General features: G+C 71.3%; 17 protein-coding genes. 11 read left to right on the top strand and 6 right to left on the bottom strand.

Annotation, left to right across the window (positions count from 1 at the left end):
- Nucleotides 1-92: 92 nt before the first annotated feature.
- The 3 genes from uxaC (at nucleotide 93) to manD (ending at nucleotide 4,296) form a co-directional block, all read left to right on the top strand.
- Entirely contained in the window at nucleotides 93-1,511 is a 1,419-nt protein-coding gene (gene uxaC / locus ACLIME_RS14765) for a glucuronate isomerase (RefSeq protein WP_411557371.1), read from the top strand.
- A 5-nt stretch (nucleotides 1,512-1,516) separates the two neighbouring features.
- Nucleotides 1,517-2,977, top strand: a complete 1,461-nt coding sequence (locus ACLIME_RS14770) for a mannitol dehydrogenase family protein (RefSeq protein ID WP_411557372.1) — start codon at nucleotides 1,517-1,519, stop codon at nucleotides 2,975-2,977.
- Between the two features lie 80 nt (nucleotides 2,978-3,057).
- Nucleotides 3,058-4,296 (top strand): D-mannonate dehydratase ManD, encoded by a 1,239-nt coding sequence (manD, locus tag ACLIME_RS14775; RefSeq protein ID WP_124767937.1) that lies wholly within the window; start codon nucleotides 3,058-3,060, stop codon nucleotides 4,294-4,296.
- Between the two features lie 115 nt (nucleotides 4,297-4,411).
- On the opposite strand, the gene ACLIME_RS14780 is transcribed toward manD, so the two are convergent.
- From ACLIME_RS14780 to ACLIME_RS14795, 4 genes are all read right to left on the bottom strand, one after another.
- Nucleotides 4,412-5,302, bottom strand: coding sequence for an EamA family transporter (locus ACLIME_RS14780; protein WP_411557373.1), 891 nt, complete (start codon nucleotides 5,300-5,302; stop codon nucleotides 4,412-4,414).
- Between the two features lie 238 nt (nucleotides 5,303-5,540).
- Nucleotides 5,541-5,945 (bottom strand): RidA family protein, encoded by a 405-nt coding sequence (locus ACLIME_RS14785; RefSeq protein ID WP_079704451.1) that lies wholly within the window; start codon nucleotides 5,943-5,945, stop codon nucleotides 5,541-5,543.
- Nucleotides 5,946-6,101: 156 nt separating this feature from the next.
- On the bottom strand, nucleotides 6,102-6,875 hold the full coding sequence (locus ACLIME_RS14790; RefSeq protein ID WP_159876741.1) for an IclR family transcriptional regulator: 774 nt from the start codon (nucleotides 6,873-6,875) through the stop codon (nucleotides 6,102-6,104).
- A complete protein-coding gene (locus ACLIME_RS14795) occupies nucleotides 6,872-7,921 on the bottom strand; it encodes a sugar kinase (RefSeq protein ID WP_411557374.1) in 1,050 nt (349 codons plus the stop codon). Before ACLIME_RS14795 ends, ACLIME_RS14790 begins: the two co-directional genes overlap by 4 nt.
- 158 nt (nucleotides 7,922-8,079) lie before the next feature.
- Between ACLIME_RS14795 and ACLIME_RS14800 the strand changes: the two genes are divergently transcribed.
- Genes ACLIME_RS14800 through ACLIME_RS14815 form a run of 4 tightly spaced genes read left to right on the top strand, consistent with a single transcriptional unit; the run spans nucleotide 8,080 to nucleotide 13,231 of the window.
- Nucleotides 8,080-9,384 carry an amino acid deaminase gene (locus tag ACLIME_RS14800; RefSeq protein ID WP_411557375.1) on the top strand — a complete coding sequence of 435 codons (1,305 nt, stop codon included), beginning with the start codon at nucleotides 8,080-8,082 and terminating at the stop codon, nucleotides 9,382-9,384.
- A gap of 23 nt (nucleotides 9,385-9,407) precedes the next feature.
- The gene (locus ACLIME_RS14805; RefSeq protein WP_411557376.1) at nucleotides 9,408-10,067 is read left to right on the top strand and encodes a bifunctional 4-hydroxy-2-oxoglutarate aldolase/2-dehydro-3-deoxy-phosphogluconate aldolase; all 660 of its coding nucleotides are present in this window, start codon (nucleotides 9,408-9,410) and stop codon (nucleotides 10,065-10,067) included.
- The gene (locus tag ACLIME_RS14810; RefSeq protein WP_411557377.1) at nucleotides 10,064-11,704 is read left to right on the top strand and encodes an N-acyl-D-amino-acid deacylase family protein; all 1,641 of its coding nucleotides are present in this window, start codon (nucleotides 10,064-10,066) and stop codon (nucleotides 11,702-11,704) included. Before ACLIME_RS14805 ends, ACLIME_RS14810 begins: the two co-directional genes overlap by 4 nt.
- 54 nt (nucleotides 11,705-11,758) lie before the next feature.
- Entirely contained in the window at nucleotides 11,759-13,231 is a 1,473-nt protein-coding gene (locus ACLIME_RS14815; RefSeq protein WP_086472615.1) for a GntP family permease, read from the top strand.
- 199 nt (nucleotides 13,232-13,430) lie between these two features.
- On the opposite strand, the gene nucS is transcribed toward ACLIME_RS14815, so the two are convergent.
- Both nucS and ACLIME_RS14825 read right to left on the bottom strand, forming a co-directional pair.
- Nucleotides 13,431-14,126 carry an endonuclease NucS gene (gene nucS, locus ACLIME_RS14820; RefSeq protein ID WP_064294112.1) on the bottom strand — a complete coding sequence of 232 codons (696 nt, stop codon included), beginning with the start codon at nucleotides 14,124-14,126 and terminating at the stop codon, nucleotides 13,431-13,433.
- Nucleotides 14,127-14,385: 259 nt separating this feature from the next.
- Entirely contained in the window at nucleotides 14,386-15,630 is a 1,245-nt protein-coding gene (locus ACLIME_RS14825) for an MFS transporter (protein WP_411557378.1), read from the bottom strand.
- A gap of 125 nt (nucleotides 15,631-15,755) precedes the next feature.
- Between ACLIME_RS14825 and ACLIME_RS14830 the strand changes: the two genes are divergently transcribed.
- From ACLIME_RS14830 to ACLIME_RS14845, 4 genes are all read left to right on the top strand, one after another.
- Nucleotides 15,756-16,820: a LacI family DNA-binding transcriptional regulator gene (locus tag ACLIME_RS14830; RefSeq protein ID WP_411557379.1), complete on the top strand. Its 1,065-nt coding sequence runs from the start codon at nucleotides 15,756-15,758 to the stop codon at nucleotides 16,818-16,820.
- Nucleotides 16,820-19,354: a hypothetical protein gene (locus ACLIME_RS14835; RefSeq protein WP_411557380.1), complete on the top strand. Its 2,535-nt coding sequence runs from the start codon at nucleotides 16,820-16,822 to the stop codon at nucleotides 19,352-19,354. Before ACLIME_RS14830 ends, ACLIME_RS14835 begins: the two co-directional genes overlap by 1 nt.
- Before the next feature lie 196 nt (nucleotides 19,355-19,550).
- Nucleotides 19,551-20,090: a hypothetical protein gene (locus tag ACLIME_RS14840; RefSeq protein ID WP_411557381.1), complete on the top strand. Its 540-nt coding sequence runs from the start codon at nucleotides 19,551-19,553 to the stop codon at nucleotides 20,088-20,090.
- Nucleotides 20,087-20,416, top strand: a complete 330-nt coding sequence (locus ACLIME_RS14845) for a hypothetical protein (protein ID WP_411557382.1) — start codon at nucleotides 20,087-20,089, stop codon at nucleotides 20,414-20,416. The genes ACLIME_RS14840 and ACLIME_RS14845 overlap by 4 nt, the downstream gene beginning before the upstream one ends.
- Nucleotides 20,417-20,442 lie beyond the last annotated feature (26 nt).

The raw sequence follows: 20,442 nt of genomic DNA on the forward strand, positions 1-20,442 counted from the left end.
AGTCTCGCAGACGGTCGGCGTTCCGGCAAGCGATTGCCAGCAGGGTGTGGCAATCGGTTGACAGACGGAGGCCTCACCGTTTCAATGGAGGCGTGCCGACGACGCTGCAGAACGATCCAGACCGCCTCCTCCCCGCCGACCCGGGGACGCGCGACGTCGCCAGGGCGCTCTACCGCTCGGTCGACGCCCTGCCGATCATCTCGCCGCACGGGCACGTGGATCCGGCGATCCTCGTCGAGGACACCCCGTTCGCGAACGCCACCGAGCTGTTCCTCCGGCACGACCACTACGTCACCCGCCTGCTGCACGCCGCCGGGTTCTCCCTCGCGGACGTCGGTGTGCCCGACCTCGCGGAGGGTGGTGCCGTCGCCGCGCCGCGGGACGCCTGGCGACGGTTCTGCGAGCACTGGCACCTGTACGCCGGCACCGCCTCCGGTTACTGGCTGAGCTCGATCCTCGGTGAGCAGTTCGGCGTCACGGAGCAGCCGGACGGAGCGAACGCCGACCGGCTCTTCGACACGATCCAGGACGCGCTCCAGGCGCCGGCGTTCCGTCCGCGTGCGCTGTTCGACCGCTTCCGCATCGAGGTGCTCGCGACCACCGACGACCCGATGGACGACCTCGCCGCGCATGCCGCCCTCGCAGCGGACCCCACCTTCAGCGGGCGCGTCCTGCCGACCTTCCGGCCCGACGCGTACCTCGATCCGGCGAAGGCCGGGTGGGCGGAGCGGGTCGCTTCGCTCGCCGCCTGGAACGGGACGCCGGAGGGCAGCTATCGCGGCTACCTCGAAGCGCTCGCCGGGCGCCGTCGCCACTTCATCGAGCACGGGGCGGTGTCCGCCGACCACGGTGTCCCGCAGCCACTCACGCTCGAACTCGAGGAGGCGGACGCCGCAGCGCTGTTCGACCGCGCGCTGTCGGGCACTGCCGACGCCGCGGACCTCGAGCGGTTCGCCGCCCACATGCTGTTCGAGAGCGCCCGGATGAGCGTCGAGGACGGCCTCGTCATGACGGTGCACCCCGGCGTCCACCGCAACCACCACACGCCGACGCTCGCCCGCTTCGGACCGGACACCGGGCACGACCTCCCGGTCCGCACCGACTACGTCCGCCCCCTGCGTCCGCTGCTGGAGCGCTTCGGCACGGCTCCGGGGTTCCACCTCGTCCTCTTCAGCGTCGACGAGACGAGCTACTCGCGGGAGATCGCGCCGCTCGCCGGGTTCTACCCGAGTGTCTTCATCGGCGCGCCGTGGTGGTTCCTCGACGCGCCCGACGCCGTCCTGCGCTTCCGGTCCGCCGTGACGGAGACGGCAGGGTTCTCACGCGGATCGGGGTTCATCGACGACACGCGGGCGTTCCTCTCGATCCCCGCCCGACACGACATGTCCCGGCGCCTCGACGCGTCCTTCCTCGCGCGACTCGTGCGGGAGGGGCGGATCGACGAGGCGACGGCCGAACGCATCATCCTCGACCTCGTCGTCGACCAGCCGCGACGGGTGTTCAAGCTGTGAGCACCGTGACGAACGTCGACAGCGCTGCCGGAGCGCCGGGGGAGCCGGCGGTCCCGCGTCTGTCCCGCGTGCGGCTGCCCGAGTTCCCATCGGCGCCGGTCCGGATCGTCCACCTCGGACTCGGCGCCTTCCACCGTGCCCATCAGGCCTGGTACACCCAGCTCGTCGACCCCGATCACGAGTGGGGCATCGCCGCCTTCACCGGCCGGAGCCCGCAGGCCGCAGTCGATCTGGATGCTCAGGACTGCCTCTACACCGTCGTCGAGCGCTCGGCGGACGGCGACTCGGCCACGATCGTCGGTTCGATCGTCGAGGCGCGGGACGGTGCCGACGTCGCACGGCTCCATGACCTCCTCGCCGCTGAGACCACCGCCATCGTCACCCTCACCGTCACCGAGTCCGGGTACCGGCTCGATGCCGAGGGCAAGCCGGACGCGTCGGATCCGGCGGTCGAGCGGGACGTCGCTCTGCTGTCGGACGCCTTGGACGGCGGGGCGGACCTCCGCGACGTCCGACCGACGACGACGCTCGGCAGACTGCTCCTCGGCCTCGAAGCCCGTCGTCGTGCCGGGGCCGGTCCGATCGCGATCCTGCCGTGCGACAACATCGCCGACGGCGGCGCGCTCGTCCGTCGCGCGATGCTCGCCCTCGCCGACCGGGTCCGCCCGGAGACCGCTCGGTGGATCGCCGACGAGGTCTCGTTCGTCTCGTCCTCGGTCGACCGCATCACGCCGCGTCCCACGCCTGCCGACGAAGCGGCGGCCGCGACCCTCACCGGATTCGCCGATGCCGCTCCCGTCGTCACCGAGCCCTTCACCGACTGGGTGCTGAGCGGCGACTTCCCCGCCGGGCGGCCGGCGTGGGAGTCCGCGGGTGCCCGGTTCGTCGACGACCTCGAGCCCTACGAGCAACGCAAACTGCGGCTGCTGAACGGCGCCCACTGCCTCCTCGCCTATGCGGGCCCGCTGCGCGATCATGCGACGGTCGCCGAGGCGGTCGGCGACGAGCAGTGCCGGGCCTGGGTCGAGGAGTACTGGGACGAGACGGAGCGCCACCTGCCGGACGACCTCGGGCTGACGGCGTATCGCACCGCACTCCTGGAGCGCTTCGACAACGCGCGCATCGAGCATCGACTGCAGCAGATCGCCCTCGAGGGCGTCACCAAGCTGCGGGTGCGGATCGTGTCGACCCTCCTCGCGGAACGGGCCGCCGGTCGGCCGGGGACCGGGTCCCTGCGCGTGATCGCCGCGTGGGTGGCGGCCGTCCAGGGCGACGACCGCCCGGGCGATGCGAGCGGTGCCGCGGTCGCCGAGGCACTCCGGTTCCACGGCCGGGAGCGGGCCGTGGCGCTCGTGCGCCTGATCGATCCCCGCCTCCTCGACTCGGAGCCGGATGACGGTTCCACGCTCGTCACCGAGCTGGAGCACCTGGTCGACGAGCTGACCGGACGCCCACGGAACCCCTGACACCCGCCGCTGCAGCCGACCCGCAGTCCGTCGGAACCACCCCGGCCACATCGGCCGCAACGCACGAAGGAGTAGTACCCATGAACATCGACAAGGCCGAGGTCATCGTCACGAGTCCCGACCGGAACTTCGTGACGCTGAAGCTCACGACCGATGACGGCCTGACCGGCCTCGGGGACGCGACGCTGAACGGGCGCGAGCTCGCTGTGGTGGCGTATCTGACCGAGCACGTCGTCCCGCTGCTGCTCGGGCGCGATGCGTCGCGGATTGAGGACACCTGGCAGTTCCTGTACCGCTCGGCGTACTGGCGGCGGGGTCCGGTGACGATGGCGGCGATCGCGGCGGTCGACATGGCGCTGTGGGACATCAAGGGCAAGGCTGCGGGCATGCCGGTGTACCAGCTGCTGGGCGGGGCGTCCCGGACGGGGCTGCTCGCCTACGGGCACGCGTCGGGCAAGACGAACGAGGAGCTGTTCGACAGCGTGCGCGAGCACCAGGCGCAGGGCTACAAGGCCATCCGGATCCAGACGGCGGTGCCCGGGCTGAAGTCGATCTACGGGATCGCCTCCAACGCCACCTTCGAGGGCAACACCGGCGTCCGCTACGACCACGAGCCGGCGCAGCGCGGTGGCCTGCCGAACGAGGAGGACTGGGACACCCGGTCGTACCTGCGTCACCTGCCGACGGTGTTCGAGGCGGTGCGGAACGAGTTCGGGCCGGAACTGCCGTTGCTGCACGACGGGCACCACCGGATGACGCCGATCCAGGCCGCGAAGCTCGGCAAGAGCCTCGAACCGTACGACCTGTTCTGGTTGGAGGACTGCACGCCGGCGGAGAACCCGGAGGCGTTGCGCCTCGTGCGGCAGCACACGACGACGCCGCTGGCGATCGGGGAGATCTTCAACACGGTGTGGGACTACCAGCAGATCATCCGCGAGCAGCTCATCGACTACGTCCGCAGCGCGGTCACGCACACCGGCGGGATCACCCATCTGAAGAAGGTGCTCGACTACGCCTCGCAGTATCAGATCAAGTCGGGCATGCACGGACCGACGGACATCTCGCCGGTGGGGATGGCCGCCGCGATGCACCTGGGCTTGTCGATCCACAACTTCGGCATCCAGGAGTACATGAAGCACGGCGCCAAGACCGACGCGGTGTTCCAGCAGTCCTACACCTGGGAGAACGGCATGCTCCACCCCGGGGATGCGCCCGGCCTCGGTGTCGACTTGGACGTCGACGAGGCGGGCAAGTACCCGTACCAGCGCGCCTACCTGCCCTACAACCGTCTCGCCGACGGCACCGTCCACGACTGGTGATCCCTGCGGCCAGCGCGGTGCGCTGACCCGACCGTGCCCCTGCGGCGTGAGTGCGCCCCTCCGGAGGCCCGCGCTCACGTCACAGGGGCGCGCTCACGAATGCCTCGAAACATGGTCAGCCCGCGAGGAGGGCGACGCCGATCACGACGACGGTCGCCGCGGCGATCCGGCGCACGGGTCGGCCCTCGCGGAGCACGAGCGCGCCGAACAGGCTGACGAGGATGACGCTCACCTCACGCATCGGCGCGACGAGCGCGACCGGTGCCATGGTGATGGCGACCAGTACGAGGATGTACGACATCGGCGAGAGCACCCCGAAGGCGAGGATGCGCGGCCAGTGGGCGCGCAGGACCGTCGGCAGCTCGCGTGCCCGGCGCCCGAGCGAACCGGAGAACAGCACGACCTCGACCGCGGTGCAGCCGACCATGAACGCGACGGGCGAGGCGCCCCACGTGCGGACGGCGTGCGCGTCCCAGATCGTGTAGGCCGCGATCGCGACCCCGGTGAGGAGTCCGAAGGCGACTGCAGGGTCGATGCGTCGTCGCGTGGCGCGTACGTCGACGGCGATCGGTGCCGGGTCGCTCCCGCGGTCGACGAACCCGATCGCGACGACGCCGACGACGATCGCCGCGACGCCGAGGAGCGCGAGCAGCGACGGGCGCTCGCCGAGGAGGAGGACGGCGATGATCACGCTGATCGTCGGGCCGGTGCCGCGTGCCGTGGCGTAGACGGTGGAGAGGCGCCCGCTGGCGTAGCCGCGCTGCAGCACGAGCATGTAGACGTAGTGCAGCACGGCGGAGACCGCGACGCCGATGGCGAAGCCGACGAGGTCGTCCGTACCGAGTCCGCCCGTGAACGGGACGACGACCGCCCACAACACGGTGCTCGCCACCGCTCCCCACCAGAGGAAGGGCATGCCGATCCGGCTGACGCCGTGGGCGACGATGTTCCACGCCGCATGGCAGACCGCGGCGGCGAGGACGATGGTGACGGCGAGCAGAGACACGTGAGACCCTTCCGATCCTCGCGGGCGCGACGATCAGGGTCCTCCGGGCTTTTGTCCTGTCAGATGACGGTCGTCGGCTGGCCGCCGACCGTGGCGCCGCTCGGACCAGTCGAGCTGTCGCTCCGGAACCCTAGGCGCTATCGCGCACCACGCTACCAGCCTCCGACGAGGCGTGTTCGTTCGCCCGAAGATGGGCGAACGAACGCTCGGTCGCCCAGAAACGGGCGAACGGCCTGCGTCAGTCGACGATCGCGATGGCGTCGATCTCGACGAGCATCTCCTCGCGCGGCAGGCCGGTGAAGACCGTGGTCCGGGACGGCAGCACGCCACCCTGCACGCGCGAGCCGACGAACTCGCCGTAGGCGTCGTTCATGATCGCGAAGTCCTCGCGCTTGGTGAGGTAGACGCGCAGCATCATGACGTCGTCGAAGGTCGCGCCGCCGGCCGCGAGGATCGCCTCGACGTTCTGCAGCGTGCGGGTGGTCTGCGCGGCGACGTCGCCCGGGAACAGGTACTCGTTCGTCGCGGGGTCGACGGGGCCCTGGCCGGAGACCTGGACGAAGTTGCCCTTGCGGACGCCCTGGGAGAAGGTGTGCGCGGGAGCCGGGGCGTCGGTGGTGGAGATGGCGGTGCGGTCGGTCATGGGGTGTGTCCTTCGGTTGGTGGCCCTTCGACAAGCTCAGGGGCCGGGGTAGGTGGTCAGGGACGGGGTAGGTGGCCCTTCGACAAGCTCAGGGACCGGATGGTGGGGCTCAGGGGCCGAGGTCGGCGGGGGCTCAGGGACGGGAGGGGCGGGAGGTCAGGCGGTCGCGGGGGCCTCGGCGGGCGCCGGCGGTGCGTAGCCGAGTTCGGCGGAGATCGCGGTCGTGGTGGCGAGGAGCTGCGGCAGGAGTGCGCGGACGCCGCTGTGGGGGAGCACCATCGTCGGGACCGAGATCGACACCGCCGCGGTGACCCGGCCGTCGGGCCCGAAGACCGGCGCGGCCACGCAGTTCATGAAGCTCTCGTGCTCCTCGTGGTCCTCGGCCCATCCGCGTTCGGTCGAACGCTCGATCTCGGCGAGCAGGGCGTCGGCGTCGGTGATGGTCTTGTCGGTGTACCGCTCGAAGACGATGCCGGTGACGACGCGTCGACGCTCCGCCTCGTCGAGTCCACCGAGGAGGACCTTCGCGACCCCGGTCGCGTACAGGGAGGCGGGCAGGCCGACACGTGAGTACATGCGGAGGGGCTGACGGGACTCGACCTTGTCGATGTAGAAGACGGAGCCGCTCTCGTAGGCGGCGAGGTGCACCGTCTGGCCCGTGGCCGCCCCGAGCGCCCGGATGTGCGGAGCGGCGACGCCGCGGACGTCCTGCTCGTCGAGCGCGGTCTGGGTCAGCTCGAACATCGCCCGCCCGAGGTGGTACCGGAACGACGCGTCGCGCGTGACGAAGCCGTGCTCCTCGAGCGTGTTGAGCAGGCGCAGCACCGTGGTCTTGTGCACGCCGGCCGTCGCCGCGAGCGCGTCGAGGGAGTTGGTGCCCGAGACGATCTCGCGGAGGAGGTCGAGGGCCCGGGACAGCGATTGACTCATGCGTCGATCATCCCGTGCGCGCCGACCGTGGTCCACGGCAGCGGGTGGTCCGCGGTGATCCGCCACGACGCCCATTCCTCATCGGACGCCTCGACGATGGTGTCCACGCCCTGCGCGTCGGGCACGAGCTCGGGGCGGTCGCCGTGGCAGATGAGCGTCGACGCCGCGACCGCGTGGCCGAGCCGCGTGCAGGCGGTGTCGGAGCGCCCCGAGGCCAGCCCGGCGAGGTAGCCGGCAGCGAACGCGTCGCCCGCACCGACGGTCTCGACGACGTCGACCGACAACGACCGCACCTCGATGCCCGCCTCGGAGTCACGGTGGAGGGTGGTCGCTGCGTTCTCCTCGTCCTTGAGCACGATGCGCTGCAGGGTCGGCAGCTCGGCGAAGAGGCGGGCGGCGTCCGTGTGGCCGAAGAACAGCTCCGCTTCGTCGACGCCGAGGAACAGGACGGACGCCTGGTCGAGCAGGCGGTGCAGCGGGGCGGTCGAGCGACGCTCCCAGAGGCGCGGCCGGAAGTTGAGGTCGACGCTCAGGACGGTGTCGCGGGGGAGCGCGTCGCCCAGCTCGCCGACGAGCAGCGCCGTCGAGTCGGAGAGCGCCGGGGTGATGCCGGAGGTGTGCACGATGGCGGAGGCGGTGATGGCCGCCCGGGTCGCCTCGTGCCGCAGGGTGTCGGCGCCGAGCTGCGACGCTGCGGACTCGCTGCGGTAGTAGTGCATCCGCGGCCGACGGTCGCCGTCGCCGCTCACGACCGTCTCCTTGACGTAGAGGCCGGTGGGCCGGTGGTCGTCGCGTTCGACGGCGTCGGTGAGGACGCCGTCGTGCCGGGCCGTCTCGAGGATGTAGTCGCCGAACCCGTCATCGCCGAGGCGCGAGATCCAGTGGGTGGGGACGCCCAGGCGCGCGAGGCTCGAGGCGACGTTGAACTCGGCGCCCCCGACGCCCGTCCGGTATTCGCGGGCTTCGGCGACCGGGAGCTGGTTCTCGGGCAGGAGGACGACCATCGCTTCGCCGATCGTGCTCACGGTGGACGGTGACATCGTCATCACGGTTCCCCTCGCGTCTCGGCCGGGTCCGGTTGACGGCCTGTGGACGCAATGCTAGAACAGACGTAGCGCCGGATGCAATGTACGTTGCAAAATGCGCAACGCTAGGCGCTCACGACGTCGGCGGGTGCAGCGCTCGATCGCGAAACGAGGAGACGATGACGGACGACTTCGATGCCGGCGCGCTGGGCGTGCTCGACGGCAGCCTCAAGGGCTTCCCGCCGGCGTCCGTCGGGACCGACGCCGCCACGTTCCTCGCCGGTCGACCGGCGCTCGCCGACTTCACGACGCCGCTCGTCACGCTCGACCGCTCGGCGGTCACCGACAACGTCGAGACCATGCGGCAGTGGTGCGACCACGCAGGGGTGGGCCTCGCACCGCACGGCAAGACGACGATGAACCGCGCCCTATGGCAGCGTCAGCTCGACGCGGGTGCCTGGGGCATCACCGTCGCGACCCCGTGGCAGCTCGCCGTCGCGCTCGACTGGTCGATCCCCCGCGTGATGTTGGCCAACGCCCTCGTGCAGCCCGAACACCTGCGCGCCGTCGGACGGTCCCTCGACAGCGGGGACGCCGAGATCGTCGTGTGGGCCGACTCCGTCCGAGCCGTGCAGATCATGTCGCGCGTGCTCGCCGAGCAGCCACCCCGTCGCCCCCTCCACGTGCTCGTGGAACTCGGTGCGCCGGGTGGCCGCACCGGAGCCCGGGACCAGGCCACCGCGCTCGAGATCGCCGAGGCCGTCGTCGCCTCGCCCGAGCTCGCGCTCGCCGGCGTCAGCGGCTACGAGGGGGCCCTCGCGCACCACGGCGACGACGGTTCGCTGCAGATCGTCCGCGACTACCTGGAGTCGCTCGCCACTCTTCATGACGCGCTCCTCGCAGGCGGCCGGTACGACGAACGTGTCCGGACGCTCATCGTGACCGCCGGGGGCAGCGCCTACTTCGACGTGGTCGCCGAGGTCCTCGCCGGACTGCGCGACCTCGACGGTGCTCACGGACGCGCCGTCGACGTGCTGCTGCGCTCCGGCGCATACGTCACCCACGACGACGGCTTCTACCGCGGCATCACCCCGCTCGGCCGCCACGAGGGCACCGGCGACTTCCGCTCCGCGATCCACGGCTGGGCGACGATCGTCTCCCGCCCCGAGCCCGGCCTCGCGCTCGTCGACGGCGGGAAGCGCGACTTCCCGTTCGACGAGGGGCTCCCCGAGGTGCAGGGCGTCCGCCGCGCCGGGTCCGCCACCGTCGAACCGCTCCCGGGCGCGACGACCACGGCCATGAACGACCAGCACACCTTCGTCTCCCTGCCGCCCGGTAGCGACGTCGAGGTCGGCGACGTCATCCGCCTGGGCCTCTCCCACCCGTGCACCACCTTCGACAAGTGGCGTGCCCTCGTGGTCATCGACGACGTCCGTCTCGCCGAACCGAGCGCCGTCGACGCCGTCACCACCACCTTCGGCTGAGCCGAACCGAACAGGAGCCCCGCATGACGCTCGAGACCCCTCCCTCCACGCCGCACGCCCTCGACGCCCTGTACGCCGACCGCGCCATCGCCGTCGTCCGCGTACCCGTCATCCCCGACCCGGTCGAACTCTGTCGGGCGCTCGCCGCGGGCGGGATCCGCAGTGTGGAGTTCACCTTCACCACGCCGGGCGTCGAAGCCCTGATCCGTGCCGCAGCCGACGCGATCGGCGACCACGGGGCCGTGATCGGCGCGGGGACGGTCGTGGACCGCGACACCGCGCAGCGCGCCGTCGACAGCGGTGCGCAGTTCCTGGTCACGCCCGGTCTGAGCGAGGAGGTGGCCGAGGTCGCCACCGCCGCCGGCATCCCGTTCCTGCTCGGTGCGATGACGCCGAGCGAGGTCATGCGCGCCGCGTCGCTCGGTTCCCACGCGGTGAAGATCTTCCCGGCCGCCGCCATGGGGCCCGGCTTCCTCAAGGACCTCAAGGGCCCGTTCCCGGGTCTCCGGCTCGTGCCCTCGGGCGGACTGCACGCAGGCAACGCCCGGGAGTACATCCAGGCCGGCGCAGCCGCCGTGACCGCGGGGTCGAGCGTGGTCGGTGCGGCCGACGTCGCCGCGGCCGACTGGGCCGGGGTCACCGAGCGCGCGACCGCCTTCACCACGGCGGCCCTCCTGCCGTGACGTCGCGACCGACGGACGATGCGCGCGCGGTGGTCATCCGCGGCGCTCGCATCGTCGACGGCACCGGCGGACCGAGCGTGCACGGGTCGCTGCTCATCGACCGGGGCCGCATCATCGCGATCGGGGCGTCCGCCGAGGCCGACGCGCCCGCCGACGCCCTGATCGTCGACGCCGACGGTCTGATCGCGTCGCCCGGCTTCATCGACATGCACGCCCACTCCGACCTCGCCGTCCTTCGCGACCACGAGCACCTCGCCAAGGTCTCGCAGGGCGTCACCACGGAGGTCCTCGGACAGGACGGGCTCTCCTACGCCCCGACCGACGACCGCACCATGGCCATCGTCCGGCAGCAGATCGCCGGCTGGAACGGGCAACCCGGCGACGTCGACTTCGCGTGGCGGACCGTCGGCGAGTACCTCGACCGGGTCGACCGCGGAGCCGCGCTGAACGTCGCCTACCTCGTGCCGCAGGGCTCCGTCCGGATGCTCGTGGTCGGCACCGAGAACCGGGCTGCGACCGCTGACGAGATCGCTCGCATGCAGGAGCTCGTCGCGGCGGGTCTGCGGGAGGGGGCCGTCGGCATGTCCTCCGGCCTCACCTACGTGCCCGGCATGTTCGCCGACACCGAGGAGCTCGTCGCGCTGTGCCGCACCGTCGCGGAGCACGGCGGCTTCTACGCCCCGCACCAGCGCTCGTACGGCAAGGGCGCGCTCGAGGCGTACGCGGAGATGATCGACATCAGTCGTCGTTCCGGGTGCGCGCTGCACCTCACGCACGCGACGATGAACTTCGGCGTCAACGCCGGCCGGGCCGCCGAACTCGTGGCGCTCATCGACGCCGCCATCGCCGACGGGGTCGACATCACGCTCGACACCTATCCCTATCTGCCAGGTTCGACGACCCTGTCGGCGTTGCTGCCGAGCTGGGCGGCGGTCGGCGGGCCGGACGCGACGATCGAGCGCCTGGGTGACGACGACGTCCGTGCGCGGATCCGATACGAGCTCGAGGTGCTCGGCACGGACGGCTGTCACGGTGTCGTCACCGACTGGGCCACGATCGAGATCTCCGGCGTCGCGAACCCCGCGCTCGCCGGCTTCGTCGGGCGGACCGTCGCCGACATCGCCGCCGAGGATGCGGGACACGCGTGGTCGGGCGACCCGACGGCCCTGTTCTTCGCGCTGCTCGAAGCCGACCGGCTCGCGACCGGCATCCTCCAGCACGTCGGCGACGAGGCCAACGTGCGCACGATGATGGTGCACCCTGCCCACACCGGCGGAAGCGACGGGATCCTCGTCGGCGCAAAGCCACACCCGCGTGCCTGGGGCACCTTCCCGCGCTACCTCGGCCACTACGTCCGCGAGGAGGGTGTGCTCGGGCTGGAAGACGCCGTCGCCCACCTCACCTCGCGTCCGGCCGCGCGTCTCGGTCTCAGCGACCGCGGCGTGCTCCGCGTCGGAGCCGTCGCCGACCTCGTCCTGTTCGACCCCGCGACCATCGCCGACCGCGCGACGTTCGCCGAGCCCCGGCAGCAGGCCGCCGGCATCCCGTGGGTGTTCGTGAACGGTGCCGCCGTCATCGCCGACGGTCGACGTACCGACGCCCTCCCCGGTCGCTCGATCCGTCGCAGCCCGGCCTGACCGCTCCCCCCCGTCCCTGCCCTCCCCGCGCCCACAGACACAGAAGGTCCTCCCATGCCCATCACCGCCCTCGCGCGCAGCGTCGTAGCCGCCGCCGCACCAGCCCCGAGCGATCCCATCGGGTGGCTGCAGCAGACCACCCCCGGCCTGCTCATCCTCTGCGCCGTCGCCATCGCGGTGCTGCTGTTCCTCATCATCCGGGTGAAGCTCGAACCGTTCATCTCGCTCTTCATCGTCGGCATCGGTCTGGCCCTCGCGACGGGGACGAGCATCTACCAGATCGTCGGCGTGGCCGTGCCGGACCCCTTCGACGACGAGCAGATCAAGCCCGGGGCGTCGCTCCTCGAAACCGGCTTCGGCGGCATCCTCGGGCACATCACGATCATCATCGGTCTCGGCACCGTGCTCGGCGCGATCCTCGAGCGCTCCGGCGGTGCGGACGTCCTCATCCGGAAGCTCCTCGGTCGCTTCGGGGAACGCGGCGCTCCGATCGCGATGGGGCTCACCGGTCTCATCTTCGGTATCCCCGTGTTCTTCGACGTCGGCATCTTCGTCCTCGCGCCCCTCGTCTACATCACCGCGCGTCGCGGCGGAAAGTCGCTCGTGCTCTACGCGCTCCCGATGCTCGCCGGCCTCTCGATGACGCACGCGTTCCTACCGCCGCACCCGGGACCGACGGCGCTCGCCGGCACCTTCGAGGTCGGGCTCGGCTGGCTCATCCTCATGGGCTTCCTCTGCGGCATCCCCGCCTTCATCGCGTCGGGCATCGCCTGGCCGCTCTGGATCGGGAAGCGCGTCATGGTCTCGGTTCCCGAGGAGTACGTGCTGGAGCCCGAGGACGACGCCCCCGAGCGCAAGGACGTCTCGCTCTGGAGCGTCGGTCTCATCATCATCACGCCGATCCTGCTCATCCTCGCCGCCACCTTCGGTGCCCTCGCCCTCCCGAACGGCCCGGTCCTCGAAGCGTTGACGCTCATCGGCAACCCGGCGGTCGCGCTCACGATCGCCGTCTGCCTCGCGTACTACGTGCTGGGGGTGCGGCGCGGCATGACGCTCGCCGAGCTGGGCGAGCTCTCCGGTCAGTCGCTCCGGCCGATCGGCATGATCCTGCTCGTCGTCGGTGCGGGTGCGTTCTTCGGCGCGGTCATCTCAGCGACGGGTGTGGGTGCGGCACTGGCCGAGGTGCTCGGTTCGCTCGGCCTGCCGATCATCGTGTCGGCGTACCTCATCAGCTCCGGCCTCCGCATCGCGCAGGGCTCGGCGACCGCGGCGATCGTCATCACGGCGGGGATCCTCCAGCCGGTCGTACTCGCGGGTGACTACTCGCAGCCGCAGCTGGCGCTCATCGGCATCGCGATCGCGGCGGGTTCGATCACGCTCTCGCACGTCAACGACGGTGGGTTCTGGATCATCGCGAAGTACTTCAACATGTCGGTGAAGCAGACGCTCGCGACCTGGACCGTGCTCGAGACGATCCTCTCGGTCGTCGGCTTCGGGATGGTCGCCCTCATCTGGCTGTTCGTCTAGTCCGAGTCGTGACCGTCGGTCCAGTGCCTTTCTCAGGAGTGTCCGGGCGTGTCGGTGTCTGGTGAAGCCGGCGCGCCGGAGGACTCCTGAGAAAGGTCACTGAGCGGTAGATGGTGCCTTTCTCAGGAGTGTCCGGGCGTGTCGGTGCCTGGTGACGCCGGCGCGCCGCAGGACTCCTGAGAAAGGGACCCAGTCGACGTCAGAAGAGGCGGGAGTCGCTGTCGTCGAGGCCGCGCATCGCGTCGTAGTCGAGGACGACGCAGCGGATCCCGCGGTCCTGGGCGAGGGTGCGCGCCTGCGGCTTGATCTCCTGTGCGGCGAACACGCCCTGCACGGGCGCGAGGAGCGGGTCGCGGTTCATGAGCTCGAGGTAGCGGGTGAGCTGCTCGACGCCGTCGATGTCGCCGCGGCGCTTCAGCTCGACCGCGACGGACGCCCCGGTCGCGTCGGTGGCGAGGATGTCGACCGGGCCGATCGCGGTCATGTACTCGCGGCGGATGAGTCGGTAGCCGTCGCCGAGGAGTTCGATCTGCTCGGCGAGGAGCTTCTGCAGGTGCGCCTCGACGCCGTCCTTCTGGAGGCCCGGGTCGACGCCGAGCTCGTGCGCGCTGTCGTGGTGCACCTCGTGGATCGACACGATGAGCGCGTCGCCCGTCTTCTTGTGGGTGACCTTCCACAGCTCGGTGATCCCGGCGGCGGCCTGGGTCTCATCGGGCTCGACGGTGGTGAGGACGCAGGGCGGGCTCATCCAGTTGAGCGGCTTGTAGGAGCCGCCGTCGGAGTGGACGAGCAGGCTGCCGTCGTTCTTCACCATGAGCAGCCGCTTGGCGAGCGGCAAGTGAGCCGACAATCGTCCGGCATAGTCGACCGAGCACTCCGCAATCACCAAACGCACGACGACGAGCCTACCCTCCGGACGTAGGCCCCCGACGCGCAGCCGGCGTCCGGCGGCTGCGCACAGTTCCTGCTGCCGTCAGCACGGCTCCGCTCACAACTCCTGCTGGTGCCCCTTCCGGCGAGTCATGAGCCCGGAGTAGTCGGGTCGTCGGGTCGCGGGAGATGCGATGAGCAGGAGTTGCGAACCGGGCGCGGGCGACGGGCAGACCGTCGGCAGGAGCTGTGCACCCTCGCCAGGTGGGGCGAACGAACTGCGCTCAGCGCTTGCGGCGGCTGCTCTCGCGGGCGGCCGGCGACGCCAGGCCGGCGAACACGATGAGTACGAGCACGACGAACAGGGCGTTCAGCAGGCCGATGGCGTCGCCGAGGATGCCGATGAGCGGCGGACCGACGAGGAACGCGCAGTAGCCGATCATCGCGACGGCGCTCACCCGTGCCGCAGCGCGCTTGGAGTCGTCGGCCGCGGCGGACATGCCCACCGGGAACCCGAGCGAGGCACCGAGGCCCCACAGCACGGTTCCGAGGACCATGAGTCCGGTGACCGGCGTGAGGATGAACAGGACGAGTCCGGCGATCGCCGCGGCGGCCGACACCTGCAGCACCGGCACCCGGCCGAAGCGGTCGATGAGCGGCCCACCGACGATGCGACCGACGGTCATCGCGGTGACGAACACGCCGTAGACGAGCGCGCCGGTTGTGTTGCTCTGCTCGTGGCCGTCGACCACGGCGAGTGCGAGCCAGTCGTTGGCGCTGCCCTCGGCGAAGGCCATACCGAGCATGATGACGCCGATGAGGATGAGCCGGCCGTCCGCCCAGACCGACAGGCTCTCGCGCAGCCGCTCCCGCCACGGCGCCTTCGGGGCCTCGTCGAGTTCGTCGGCGACGACCTGCTCGGCGGGGACGAAGCGCACGGCGACGACGGCGACGATCGCGATGACGACCGCCATGACGAGCGCGTGCCAGAAGACCTCGAGGCCGGCTGCGGACGCGAGTGCGCCGAGTCCTGCTCCGGCGACCGTGCCGAAGCTGAAGCACGCGTGCATCAGCGGCATCACCGTCTTGCCGAGCTCCTGCTCGGCCGCGGCGCCCTCGACGTTCATCATGACGTCGAGCGCTCCGTTCCCGAAGCCGAAGATGATCAGGCCGACGAGCACGATGCCGGCAGTCGGGACGAGGCTCGCGCCGATCCCGATGAGGAGCAGCCCGACGGCGATGAGCCCGAGCGTCAGTTGCATCCCGTGCCGCGGGCCGAGCCGTCCGAGGATGTGCTGCGAGGCGATGAGGCCGAGGATCGACCCGATCGACATGCCGAGGATGAGGAGTCCGACCGTGCCGGTGGTGAGGTCGAGGTTGTCGCGGATGGCCGGGAGGCGGGCCACCCAGGTCGCGATGCTGAGGCCGCTCAGGGCGAAGATCACGAAGATCGCGTTGCGCCAGGCGAGGAGCTCGCGGCGTGGGCGCAGGGCGACGGGTGCGGTCGGCGGGTTGGTCGGCTCTGACACAGGGTCCTCGGGATCGGTGCTGGTGCGCCTGGGCGCTCGGTGGAGCGGGGTGGTGAGGCCCGTGCATCTGGGTGGATCTGACGAGAATCGAATCGATTCGATTCCGTCGACTAAGCTAGCAGATCGTGGACCAGGAATCACGCCCCTCGCGACCGACGCTCGCCGATGTCGCCGAGCGCGCGGGGGTGTCGCCGTCGACCGCCTCGCTCGCGTTCAGCGGCGCCGGACCCGTCTCCGAAGCGACCAAGCAGCGGGTGCTGCAGGCTGCGGCCGACCTCGACTACGCCGGCCCCGACCCCCGGGCCCGTTCCCTCCGCCAGGGACGCAGCGGCATCGTCGGAGCCGTCGTCGCCGGCCGGATCGGGCACTCCTTCCGCGACCCGGTGATGATCCAGACCCTCGACGGACTCGCCGACGAACTCGGCGCGGTCGGTGCCGGTCTGCTGCTCCTGAACGACGCGCAGGAGGGCACGCTGCAGTTGAGCAACGCACCGATGGACGGCGTCGTCCTCATCGGCTGCAGCCCGAACCTCGACAGCTCGGTCGCGATCCTCAGCCGGCGGGGGATGCCGATCGTGTCGATCGAAGGACTCGCAGCACTCGGCGTCCCCGACATCGCCGTCGACAACCGCGGCGGCGTGCGTGAGGAGGCGCGACACCTCGCAGATCTCGGCCACGAGCGTGTCGCCGTCGTCACCCTCAACCTCGACCCGACCGAACGCCGCGGCCCGCTCACGCCCGAGTGGGAGCGATCCGCCACGACGGTCCCGGCGATCGAACGCTTGCAGGGCCTCCGCGACGTCTTCCCCGACGCGCAGGGGTTCGTCACCACGGGGTCATCGCTCGAGGAGGGACGGGTCGCCGGTCACGCCATCCTCGACGTTCCGGCGGGTGAACGCCCGACGGCGATCGCCGCACAGAGCGACCTCCTGGCCGCCGGCGTCATCCGCGCAGCTGAGGAACTCGGCATCTCCGTTCCCGCGGAGCTCAACGTGGTCGGGTTCGACGGCATCCGGGTCGAGGGGCTCGACTACGACCTCACGACGGTGTGGCAGCCCTCCCGGGAGAAGGGGTCGGCCGCCGGCCGCGCGATCGTCGCCATGCTCGACGGCCGCGATCCGGAGTGCGAGCAGTTCAGCGTCCGCTTCCACCCTGGAGCGACGACGGCACGGGCGCACCGGGCCCGGTGATGCGACCGACCACCCTCCCGTCCATCGCCGACCTCGGGGAGCTGGCCGAGGCCCTCACGGAGTTGCGCGCGGAGGCCGGTGCGCCGTCGTTCGCCGAGCTGGCCCGGCGGGTCGGTGCCTTCCGGCTCGGACGAGGTTCCCGCGACGCCCCCGGCAAGGTGACCGTCTACGACTGCTTCCGCACCGACCGGCATCGGGTCGACGCCGAACTCATCCACGACCTCGTCCTCGCCCTCGGAGCTTCAGCGTCAGCGGCCGCCGAGTGGCGCACCACTGCTGCGCGCCTCAACGGTGCGACGCTCGGAGGCCCGGTGTCCGCCTCCGTCCTACCGGCAGCCGAGGAATCGACGTCCACCGGTGTGGAACCCGCTGCCGCACCCGTCGTCGTCCTCACCGGGCTCCCCGGGGTCGGCAAGGCCGAGTTCGCGAGGCGGCTCGCCGAGGTCGAACGCCGCCGTACCCCCGGTGCGGTGGTGCTCCGCGTCCGGCTGCACGGATTCGAAGACGGGCAGCGTCCGGCGGAAGCGGACGAGGTCCTGCGCGAACTGGTGCGCGCCGTCGGCGGTCGGTCCGATCGTCGGCTCGACGCCGCATCGCTGCGCGAGACGCTCAGAACGGCGGCACACGACCGCAGGATCATCGTCCTGCTCGAGGATGCGTTCTCCGCAGCGCAGCTCGCTCCACTCCTGATCGCCGATCACGCCCGGGGTCCCGCCGGGTGCGGTCTCCATCTGATCGTGACCTCGCGAGCCCGGCTCGACGGCCTCGAGGCGCTGGCGGCCGCGGAGGGACTCGCGGTGGACCGCCGGACCGTCCTGCCGCTCGAGACTGAGGAGACGGCCCGGCGGCTCTCGGCCGCGACCGCCTCGCAGCGTCCGACGTCCTCCTCGACCGACGACGCGGCGGTCCGCCGGCTCGCGAACGCGATCAGCGGGATCCGCCTCGACCTCGACCTCGTGCTGCGCTTCATCGAAGACCACCCGGACTGGTCGCTCGCCGATGTGGCCGAGCGCTTCGGCGACCGCCCGCGGCGCGACCACGCGGTGCCGCTCCTGGAACCCTCGGTCGCCGCCATCGGACCGGACGCCGCGACCCTGTTCCGGCGACTCGGCCTGCTCCGCGGCCCCGTACGGCTGGACGTCGTCGGGACACTGCTGGACGACGCCGGTGCGGATGCGCCGACCTCGGTGCGCCTGCTCCGTCGCCTGGCGGACATGCACCTGGCCACCGTCTCGGAGCGGACCGTCGAACTGCACCCGCTCGTCCACACCGCGGCCCACCGGCTCGCGCTCGAGCAGGAGCGCCCGTCGGTCCTCGTGGTGCTGGCCGAGCGGGTGTTGGAACGGTTCCGCGAGTTGGTCGGCTCCGTCCGCTTCGACGCGTCGCTCGCCGACGGGCTGGTGGCCGCCGCAGCGCTCGCAGTCGACCAGCGGGCGGGTGCCGCGCTCGCCGCGGTCGTCTTCCACGTGGTGGAGCCGGTGGGTGATGCCGGCTATTGGAGCCATGCGGCCGAACTCCTCCAACTCGCCGCGCCATTCGTGTCGCGGGAACGACGAGGCACGACCGCGGAGCTCCTCGCCCGCGCCTTCGAGAAGCTCGGTCGGTACGACGACGCCCTCGACCACCTGCATCGGGCGAGCCGCCTCCTCACCGAGGAGCAGCCGGGTCGCACGATGAACGTGATCGCCAATGTGGAACGCCAACTGGGACGGATGGCGGAGGCCGAGCAGTCGTATCTCCGCGCCGCTCGGATCGCGGCCGCAGCCGGCAATCCGATCACGCGGGGGCGCGCGCTCGGCAACCTCGGCAATCTGGCGCGCATCACGAGCCGGTATCGCCGGTCGGAGCGGTTGTTCGATCTCGCCGAGGCGGTGAGCGCTCGAGCCGGGGATGACGTCAATCGGACGATCGTCGAGTCGAACCGTGTGCTCCTGCTCCAGGCGCAGGGGCGGTTCGACGAGGCGCTCCGGCGCTGCGCGACCCTACTCGAGCGCGGCGGTCCCGGCGTCAATCGCGGATACCTCTTCACCCAACGCGCCATGATCCTGCTGGATCTCGACCGTGTGGCCGAGGCGGAGGAGGCCCTGCTCGCGGCAGGGGCGGACGGCGGCGGTCCGACGACGTTCGACGAGGACGCCGAGATCGCCATCCAGCTCGCCCAGGTCGCCCGTCGACGCGGGGACCTCGTCGAGGCTGCGCGTCTGGCGGACACCGCCCTGGCCTCGGCCGAGCGCGTCGGCTACCCACTCCTCCGCTCCGACGCCTGCAGCACCCTCGGCGAGATCGCCGCCGACGCCGACGACGCCGGGACCGCCGAACGCTGGGCGCGAGGCTCGCTCGAGATCGCCGAACTGCTCGGTGACCGGGTCGAGCAGGCGAGGGCGTTCGAGACGATCGGGAGGGCGGCGGCGATCCGCGGCGACCGAGCGGCGGCCGACGCCGCGTTCGCCGCCGCCGCCGACCTCCTCAGCGCAGTCGGCCACTGGCGAGCCACGGCCGTCCAGACGATGCGCGCGGACCTCGCCCGGGCCTGACTCCACCGCCACCAGGCGTGCGCGACCTCCGTTCGTCGACCCGCGCGAGTCGTTCGGGCTCGTTCGGGTGGCTGGCTCGGAGCCGCGGCGCTCCGGCACCATCGGTTCGGGCACGCCGTGGAGCGTGCCGCCACCCCCAGACGACCGGCCGGACGACGCGTGTCGCTCGGTCCGTGCCAGGAGAAGGACGAACCACATGACGCACCGCACACGATCGATGAGCCGGCTCCCGCGCCTGGTCGGAGGAGGTGCTGCGCTCGTCTTCGCCGCGACCCTCGTCGGCTGCTCCAGCGGTTCCGTCTCGGTCGGCGAGACGGCCACCGTGACCCTGCCCGCCAAGATCGCGGGGAACGACGATCAGGACTTCGCCGTCACGGTCGCCTCGCTCGACGAGGCACCCGCCGAGGTGACCGCGCAGATGGGTCGTGACGACGACGTCTACTTCGCCTCCATCGAGTTCGCGTACGAGGGGGACGCCACCGCCGAGGTGCTCGCGTTGCCCTGGAACAACGTCTTCGCCGAGCTGTCGGACGGGAGCTTCCTCGAGACGTCGTTCATCGGTCTCACGGAGTGCACCGGGACACCGGACGATCCGACGACGGCAGCGGAGGACCTCGTCGGCGGCGAGACGATCACGGTCTGTGTGCCGCTGTCCTCGACCGATGGCCTCCAAGTGACGGGCGTCTCCGTGGGCGGTTCCGACGTCGGCGCCGGCGGAACGGTCTGGAAGCGATGAGCGGCGGGCAGCAGCCTGGCCAGCAGCCGGAGCAGGAACCGGTTCAGCCGGGCGAACCGGAGACCCCATCGCAATGGTCCGTCGAGGAGTGGGGGAGTTCACCGTTCGGGTGGTTCGTCGGTGCGGGGATCGGCGTGCTCGTCGCCGTGCTCTGCTTCACCCCGATCTGGGACGAGGTCGCCGGACGGAGCACCGGACGGCGAGCCGGTTTCGGTGCGCTGCTCGGCACGATCGGGCCGTTCGGCGTCGCCGCGATCGCGCTGGCCGTCGCCGTCGTGTTCGTGGTCGTCGGTGTCCGGAAGCGACGCGCCGGCGATCGCGGCTGATCGCCCGAGCCGGCGCCCGGCCGACG

Origin of the sequence: Plantibacter sp. MPB07 (assembly GCF_046619465.1) — a bacterium.
GTDB classification, from domain to species: domain Bacteria; phylum Actinomycetota; class Actinomycetes; order Actinomycetales; family Microbacteriaceae; genus Plantibacter; species Plantibacter auratus.